We start from the raw sequence: 6,905 nt of genomic DNA on the forward strand, positions 1-6,905 counted from the left end.
TTTGATCGCGCCGCCAGCGACGCTCCTACGGGAAGGCCCAAAACAAAAGGCCGCGCCCAGACTCTGGACGCGGCCTTTATGTATCAGACCCGACAAACCCGGGCCCGCGTTGTAGCTTGCAGCTTGAAGCTTGTAGCTCTTAACTCAGAGAGCCCAACGCCGCCTTGGTAAACGGCGCAATCTCTTCTTCCTTGCCTTCGCGCATTTTCACCAGCCAGTTCGGGTCCTGCAGCAGCGCACGGCCCACGGCGATCATGTCGAACTCGTCGTTGTCCATGCGACGTTCCAGTTCGTCCAGCCCTGCCGGGTTGGCGGTGCCGCCCATGCCGTCCGGGCTGTTGAGGAAGTCCCCGTCCAGGCCCACGCTGCCCACGGAAATCACCGGCTTGCCGGTAATCTTCTTGGTCCAGCCCGCCAGGTTCAGGTCGGAGCCTTCAAATTCCGGCAGCCAGAAACGACGGGTGGAGGCATGGAACACGTCCACACCCGCGTCCACGAAGGGCAGCAGGAAACGTTCTAGCTCTTCCGGGTTCTGCGCCAGCTTCGCGTCGTAATCCTGCTGCTTCCACTGCGAGAAGCGCAGCACGATGGCAAAGTCTTCACCCACGGCTTCTCGTACCGCCTTGACGATTTCAATGCCGATACGGGCACGGTTCTCGATGGAACCACCGTATTCGTCATCACGCTGATTGGTACCTTCCCAGAAGAACTGGTCGAGCAGGTAACCGTGGGCACCGTGAATCTCCACGCCATCAAAACCTACCTCTTTGGCCGCCTTGGCGGACTCGGCAAAGGCACGCACCACGTCCTGGATATCTTCCTTGGTCATGGCATGGCCATTTTCCTTGCCCGGCTTGAACAGGCCGGACGGGGAATAACCGGGTACATCCTTGTCCGGGCCAATACCCGGCTTGCGTACCGAACCCACATGCCACAGCTGCGGAATAATCTGGCCACCGGCGGCATGCACCGCATCCACCACCTTCTTCCAGCCCGCCATGGCCTCGTCACCATAAATGGCCGGCACCCGCTCGTAACCGTTGGCGGCCTTGTGGCCCACAAAGGTACCTTCGGTGATGATCAGGCCCACCTCACCCTCGGCACGGCGCTGGTAATACCCCACCACCTGATCGTTGGGCACATACCCCGGAGAAAACGTCCGGGTCATGGGCGCCATGGCCACCCGGTTACGCAGCTTCAGGGACTTGTGTTCAAAAGGACGCAGCAGGCTATCCAGGGAACTACTCATGGGGCTCTCCTAATCAGTCTTATCTATTCACTCTCTAGGCCGGGCCAGATACGGGCTCGGTTTAAGCATTCGGGGTAACAAAAAAAGGGGCCAGCAATGGCAACCACCCTCGCAATGGCCCTTTCAGCAGCGCTTTCAGAAGCACTCGCTCAATAACAAACAGAATCAGCGCATCCGCCCTCACGGGCGGTCAATTCAATTTGGTTGCGTAATAAAACCTTATTTGGTTTCTTAATGCAACCATTCTGATCTATACTGCCGCCATGACACGTAAACGCTTCGACGATATGGGCTGCTCGGTAGCCTGCGCCCTCAATGAGGTCGGTGACTGGTGGTCCCTGCTGGTGGTCAAGCAGGCCATGCTGGGCACCCGCCGCTTTGTGGATTTCCAGCACAGCCTGGGCATCGCCAAGAACATCCTCTGCAACCGCCTGTCACGGCTGGTGGATAACGGCGTGATGGTGCGCGTGGACGTGGGCGAACACGGCAAGCGCTACGAATACCGCCTCACCGACAAGGGCCGCGACCTGTTTACCGTGGTCACCGCCCTGCGCCAGTGGAGCGAACGCTGGAACGGCGAAAAAGACGCCATGCAACTGGTGGACGGCCAAAGCGGCGAGCCGCTGGCCCCGGTAGTGGTTAATAACCAACAGGGCAAAGTGCTCACCGTGCGGGATGTGCGGTTTGTGGATGAGGATGGCAAACCCTGGGAGGACGTCGGGTGACTACCGTGTCAGCGCTGCAAAAACGCTGGAACCGCGTCGTCGCCCCGCTACTGCCCAACCCGCAAGCCACCTGGCAACAACTGGCCTCCCGCTACAACGAGCCCCATCGCCACTACCACACCCTGGATCACGTGGCCGCCTGCCTGAACTGGCTGGATCAATACCACCACCTCGCCGAAGACCCGCTCTGCCTGGAACTGGCCCTGTGGGCCCACGATGTCATCTACGATCCCCGCGCCACCGACAACGAAGCCCGCAGCGCCGACTGGTTTGCCCAGCACTTTGCCGACAGCACCCTGACCAACACGCAACGCAATCGTGTACACGCACTCATCTTGGCCACCATCCACCCCCACCCACCCACGGACCCGGACATGGCACTGCTGCAGGATATCGACCTGAGCATTCTTGGGGCGGATGCGAAATTGTACGACCGATATGAAGGGTGGATTCGGCAGGAATATGACTTTGTGCCGGAGGCGGCGTTTCGGAAAGGGCGCAGTGCTGTGTTGCAGAGTTTTCAGGATCAAGATGTGATTTATCACACCGCTGATCTAAGGGAGAAGCTGGAGTTGCCAGCCAGAGAAAACCTCAGTCGCGCACTGGAGAATCTGCGAGATTAACGCCCTATCCGTAGGAGCGTCGCTCACGGCGCTATTTTCAAAAATCGGGATCAGATCTTGAATGTTGCAATCAAACGCACGATGCAAGACCTGCCCCTATTTCCGCTTTCTGACTTCAAGAATAATTGACACCAAAAAAGAAAACACAACCACTACTCCATTAATCTCAATGTAATCGTCTAGTGTCACATGGTCACCCGTCCTCGCATTTATCATAGGGCTATTCATCTGCCAATCAGCCACACTAACGATGGTCAGCATAACGCCCAGAGCAAGCATCAAGGCTGCATTTGAAGATGCCATCAGGCCGCTTCTCGTCAAAAACTCCAACAACCCCCAAGCGAAAAGTATTCCCAAAAAATACAGAAAAACCGTGTGCATATGATTATCACTACCTTTGTCTAGCCAACAGGTGCGGGCCACCCATTTTCCAGGCTGATGGAAATTGGGAGACCTGACCCTATTACTGGTGACCCTAGCACCTTAACCTTACCAATAGCTCTTGAGCCTTCATTCATATTAATTTCGCGCCCCACACTCAGACAATGCGGGTAATACTCTGGAGATAGCAGCTTTACATAAGCTCGCGCAGACTCTCCCGGCATCAACAAGTCATCTTCAAAGAAAATCTGCTCACCGCTAGTGAGAACATCAGCGGTGACTTGGTGCGCAGGCCTAACGCCGCTGGTTATAGGCCAGCCCCTATCGGAATTTAGTGATACGAGGCCCATAAAGTCGGGTTGATATTGATCGAAATTGAATCGAGAGCGCCGTTCTTTTCCCGCCTCAATTACGTCTTTAATTGTGTAGCCAGATGGATGCTTCATATGCTAACTCTAGGGCCAGGCCTTGCCTTTTGCTACTTGATGCACGGTGCAAGACCTGACCCCAAATTCAGTGAGGCCCGCTTGCTAGTCGCGTACATATCCTTGTTATGTCAAACTTCAGTATGGAGCTCATCGTAGTTAACATTATCTTGATATTTATTTATAAAATCCGCCAAATCCTTACCCACCAAAACGCAGAAAACCTCTTCTCCTGAAAAGGATTCGACAACCACTTTAAAATCACACACTTCATTAAAAATACTAATTATTTCATTAACGGCACTATAGTATGCCAATGGATATATTCGCTCTTTTATTAAAACGTTATTTCCATTGATCCTTAGCAACACCTCATACTCACCATCATCACCTTCACCCTCTCCGAGAAGCTCTATTTTCATCCTTCCGTCTGCTATGGGATAAAATGCCTCGACAATCTCATCAGCCGAGTCATAGCAATCAGGGGAAAAGCAAACACTTTCAACCCCTTGAAGCGTAGAAATTGCACCAACCGGATAACTCGCATCCCTAAACTCACAAGTTATATCTGATTCTTTTAATAGAGACTTAGAAACCAGCTGATCAATAAATTTTTTAATGTATAAATTCAAAATCTCACCTTTAATATATAATGCCAGCCATTGGGGTCAGGTCATGCGCCGTGCCCCCAAAGAACCAAGCCAAACCCCTTCCCCAAACCCGAAATTCACTTTATCTCAGCAACTTACAAAATATGTAAGCCATCTCCTACATATTCAACTGACGCGCGAGTGAAAACGGGTGGGGATTTGATAGACACACAGAAAAAAAGGGTCAGAGCTCACATTTCACATTCTTACCAGAAACATTCACATGCCAGCTGGCTACCAACGACTAAAACTCTTACCTGGGCCATGCCAAAATGCCGTGCAGGTCCGTGAAATGTGGGGTCTGACCCCGCGACCCACTCACGCAAAAGGGCTCTACCCCAATTGAAAAACCTTTGAATATACTGCACCTAGGCAGATATCAAGCTAGATTTTAATAGTTAAAAGTGTATGCATTCTCTTAACAACCATCAAAATGGTAAGCAAAAGATTAGTCACCACCATCAAAATTAAAGGAGATAAAAAATAACGCTTAGCATCCAACTCAAACACGTAATCAGAAAACACAACCATGAAAGGTTCATCAGGGAAAAAAGTATAAACCAAGCAAAGAAAAACCAAGAAAACCGATAACACGACGGAATAGCATATATTGTAATAAAGCTGCTCCAAAAGCTCTTTTTTCAACCCCACCTGAAGAGATTTTCCCTCATTAGTAATTTCACCAAGCTTCTCACCTTGATCGTATACCAACACCAACACACTCAACAAAAGAGCCGTAAATATTGCGCCAAAATTAACCAGCATTGAATTCGCTCCATCGGTCACAATCACGTCAAGAATAGCGAAACCAAGACCCACCGATGCAGGAAAGACAAAAAATGTAATGCAATCCCAAATGCTAACCTTTCCATTTGAGGCATCTTTCATCGTACCTACATGCCCCATAACAATTGACCATATATTAATTTTAGAGCTCATCTAAGCCACCCTTACATTCAGCCCCGGATACATAGTTTGAGCAAATTCCGCTATTACTCCTTTTACCCACGCATTAATTCTTTCCAAATCAGGCACCCCGTCCCCATCAATTACCTCATCTTCCACCTCTATTTCGCACAGCGCACTAGTTCTATTCCTACCAACGCTGAAAGTTCGCCTTTTACCATCCATCTCCACAACCGTTTTCACTTGCGAACCAAAGTCGCCCATAATTTCAACAGCTTGTCTGTGCGGACTGTTAGGATTCAGATAATCTCTCAGCCTACCCATCCCCCCTCTCCTAGGCGGCTTTATCACTAGCTCTTGCTCTCCATGCCCAAGCAATCTCACCTGATCCGCAATATCATTAAGCCCAACAAATTTGGTCAGCCTAACCTCCTTAGCGGTTGCATCTAGCCATGCATTTACTGCGTTATCATAGGCCAACGGGTTCATTTGAATAACAAGCCCTGTGGCTTCCCTAAAGTATTGGGAAAACAATGTATAGAATAGTGTTTTTACACCAACCCCGCGGTACGAATGCATGAACGCCATAGCCTCATTAAATCCACGCGGGATAAAATAATGAACATAATGCTTTATTATTTCTGCATTATCTTGAGCCTTCTCAAAATCCACAGCTCCTGTAGAGACGTTAATTATATCTGTCTTCATCCCATAATTTCCGACGTTAAACCAACCAAATATCTCCCTGCTATCCTCATTGACTTGAACCCCCTCGAATTGATAGACCTGTTTTGAATCCTCAATAATGTTGTAAGCCCCTGTATTCTCTTGAATAAAATTACGTAGAAGAAAGAAAAGGTCGTGGTTCCCCAAGTTATCTAGCGTGCTATATCTTTGCTCTACTCTTCCCTCTAGCCCCCTATTGAAACAACGAAAAAGATACGGTGCGACTGCATGCATTTGTGGCCCCCTATTAAACCGTTACCGTTATCGTGCCAACCCTATTCGGATCAACCTTTCCCCAAAAGACCAATTCGCTCACGAAACACTTACCAAGCCTCATGATTGAGTCTTACTTGCAGATCGAAGCATTTATGAATAGCTCCAACCCGGTCAAAAAAACACACTACCTCAACTACTTACAAATTTATGTAAGCCATATCCTACAAATTGAACTTGCGCGCGGGTGGGAACGGGCAGGGATTCGATTAACGAAGGGGCCGGGCAGGAGTTTCTTGGCGGCAAAGATCGCCCGCTTTTCTAGCGGGTTTCGCCTTGGTGCTGTGATTTCGGGAGACGCGGTGAATCCGGGTAATTTCTTAAGAGTAATACCGAACGTGCGCTACCGATTCACCAACCGCCTGGCCTTCCAATAACGCTGACTCCAATAGGGATTGTTGAGCGACGACTGCATGACACCACTACTCACCGAGGCATGCATAAATTCATCCCCACCCATGTAAATTCCCACGTGGCGATTGCCCGGTCCGGTTTTGAAGAACACCAGGTCGCCCACTTCCAGTTCGTTGCGGGCGACGGGTTCGCCTTCCTGCATCAATGCCGAAGTGGTGCGCGGAACTTTCATGTTCAGCTGCGAGAGGAAGGTGAGATAGACGAAGCCAGAACAGTCCACGCCTTGCGGGCTGAGGCCACCGTATTGGTAAGGCACGCCCTGCCAGTCTTCTTTCTGGGCGAGCAGGCTATCGAGGATCAGGGATTGCTGGGGCGGAAGTTCCAGCGGTACTTCGGCAATGTCAGGTTGGGGGGATTGCCGCTCGGCGGGCACCAGGCTACACGCTGTCAGGCTGACGAATAGCAGCAACAGGGAAGGAAACCGGACAGGAATGGCGGTATAGCGGGGCATGGCGTGATAGTGATGGCTGACTTAAGGAGTCTGGCAGCCGGGCGGCGAGAAGGTTCCATAAGAACCATCTTGATGTAGGAGC

At 50.7% G+C, this 6,905-nt stretch carries 9 protein-coding genes; 3 read left to right on the top strand and 6 right to left on the bottom strand.

Annotation, left to right across the window (positions count from 1 at the left end; genetic code table 11):
• Window positions 1-139: 139 nt before the first annotated feature.
• Entirely contained in the window at window positions 140-1,249 is a 1,110-nt protein-coding gene (locus ADG881_RS06360) for an NADH:flavin oxidoreductase (RefSeq protein WP_007150112.1), read from the bottom strand.
• 263 nt (window positions 1,250-1,512) lie between these two features.
• Between ADG881_RS06360 and ADG881_RS06365 the strand changes: the two genes are divergently transcribed.
• Window positions 1,513-1,974 carry a helix-turn-helix domain-containing protein gene (locus ADG881_RS06365; RefSeq protein WP_007149095.1) on the top strand — a complete coding sequence of 154 codons (462 nt, stop codon included), beginning with the start codon at window positions 1,513-1,515 and terminating at the stop codon, window positions 1,972-1,974.
• Window positions 1,971-2,597, top strand: coding sequence for a hypothetical protein (locus ADG881_RS06370; protein WP_198004998.1), 627 nt, complete (start codon window positions 1,971-1,973; stop codon window positions 2,595-2,597). The genes ADG881_RS06365 and ADG881_RS06370 overlap by 4 nt, the downstream gene beginning before the upstream one ends.
• 96 nt (window positions 2,598-2,693) lie before the next feature.
• Here ADG881_RS06370 and ADG881_RS06375 read toward each other — a convergent pair whose 3' ends face one another.
• From ADG881_RS06375 to ADG881_RS06390, 4 genes are all read right to left on the bottom strand, one after another.
• A complete protein-coding gene (locus tag ADG881_RS06375; RefSeq protein ID WP_156790355.1) occupies window positions 2,694-3,020 on the bottom strand; it encodes a hypothetical protein in 327 nt (108 codons plus the stop codon).
• A 514-nt stretch (window positions 3,021-3,534) separates the two neighbouring features.
• Complete coding sequence (locus ADG881_RS06380) at window positions 3,535-4,035, bottom strand: hypothetical protein (protein WP_039926344.1); 501 nt, start codon at window positions 4,033-4,035, stop codon at window positions 3,535-3,537.
• A 402-nt stretch (window positions 4,036-4,437) separates the two neighbouring features.
• Entirely contained in the window at window positions 4,438-4,992 is a 555-nt protein-coding gene (locus ADG881_RS06385; RefSeq protein ID WP_039926346.1) for a hypothetical protein, read from the bottom strand.
• On the bottom strand, window positions 4,993-5,919 hold the full coding sequence (locus ADG881_RS06390; protein ID WP_039926348.1) for a hypothetical protein: 927 nt from the start codon (window positions 5,917-5,919) through the stop codon (window positions 4,993-4,995).
• Between the two features lie 101 nt (window positions 5,920-6,020).
• Between ADG881_RS06390 and ADG881_RS17515 the strand changes: the two genes are divergently transcribed.
• A complete protein-coding gene (locus tag ADG881_RS17515; protein ID WP_198004999.1) occupies window positions 6,021-6,335 on the top strand; it encodes a hypothetical protein in 315 nt (104 codons plus the stop codon).
• On the opposite strand, the gene ADG881_RS06395 is transcribed toward ADG881_RS17515, so the two are convergent.
• On the bottom strand, window positions 6,302-6,823 hold the full coding sequence (locus ADG881_RS06395) for an NlpC/P60 family protein (RefSeq protein WP_007150130.1): 522 nt from the start codon (window positions 6,821-6,823) through the stop codon (window positions 6,302-6,304). The genes ADG881_RS17515 and ADG881_RS06395 overlap by 34 nt on opposite strands.
• Window positions 6,824-6,905 lie beyond the last annotated feature (82 nt).

This window comes from Alcanivorax sp. DG881 (assembly GCF_000155615.1).
In the GTDB taxonomy this organism is placed as follows: Bacteria; Pseudomonadota; Gammaproteobacteria; order Pseudomonadales; family Alcanivoracaceae; genus Alcanivorax.

What these genes read in the sequence shown, in the direction of transcription:
- ADG881_RS06385 (WP_039926346.1), bottom strand. Translation starts at nt 4,992, where the DNA reads ATGAGCTCTAAAATTAATATATGGTCAATTGTTATGGGGCATGTAGGT.
- ADG881_RS06365 (WP_007149095.1), top strand. Translation starts at nt 1,513, where the DNA reads ATGACACGTAAACGCTTCGACGATATGGGCTGCTCGGTAGCCTGCGCC.
- ADG881_RS06390 (WP_039926348.1), bottom strand. Translation starts at nt 5,919, where the DNA reads ATGCATGCAGTCGCACCGTATCTTTTTCGTTGTTTCAATAGGGGGCTA.
- ADG881_RS17515 (WP_198004999.1), top strand. Translation starts at nt 6,021, where the DNA reads ATGATTGAGTCTTACTTGCAGATCGAAGCATTTATGAATAGCTCCAAC.
- ADG881_RS06395 (WP_007150130.1), bottom strand. Translation starts at nt 6,823, where the DNA reads ATGCCCCGCTATACCGCCATTCCTGTCCGGTTTCCTTCCCTGTTGCTG.
- ADG881_RS06360 (WP_007150112.1), bottom strand. Translation starts at nt 1,249, where the DNA reads ATGAGTAGTTCCCTGGATAGCCTGCTGCGTCCTTTTGAACACAAGTCC.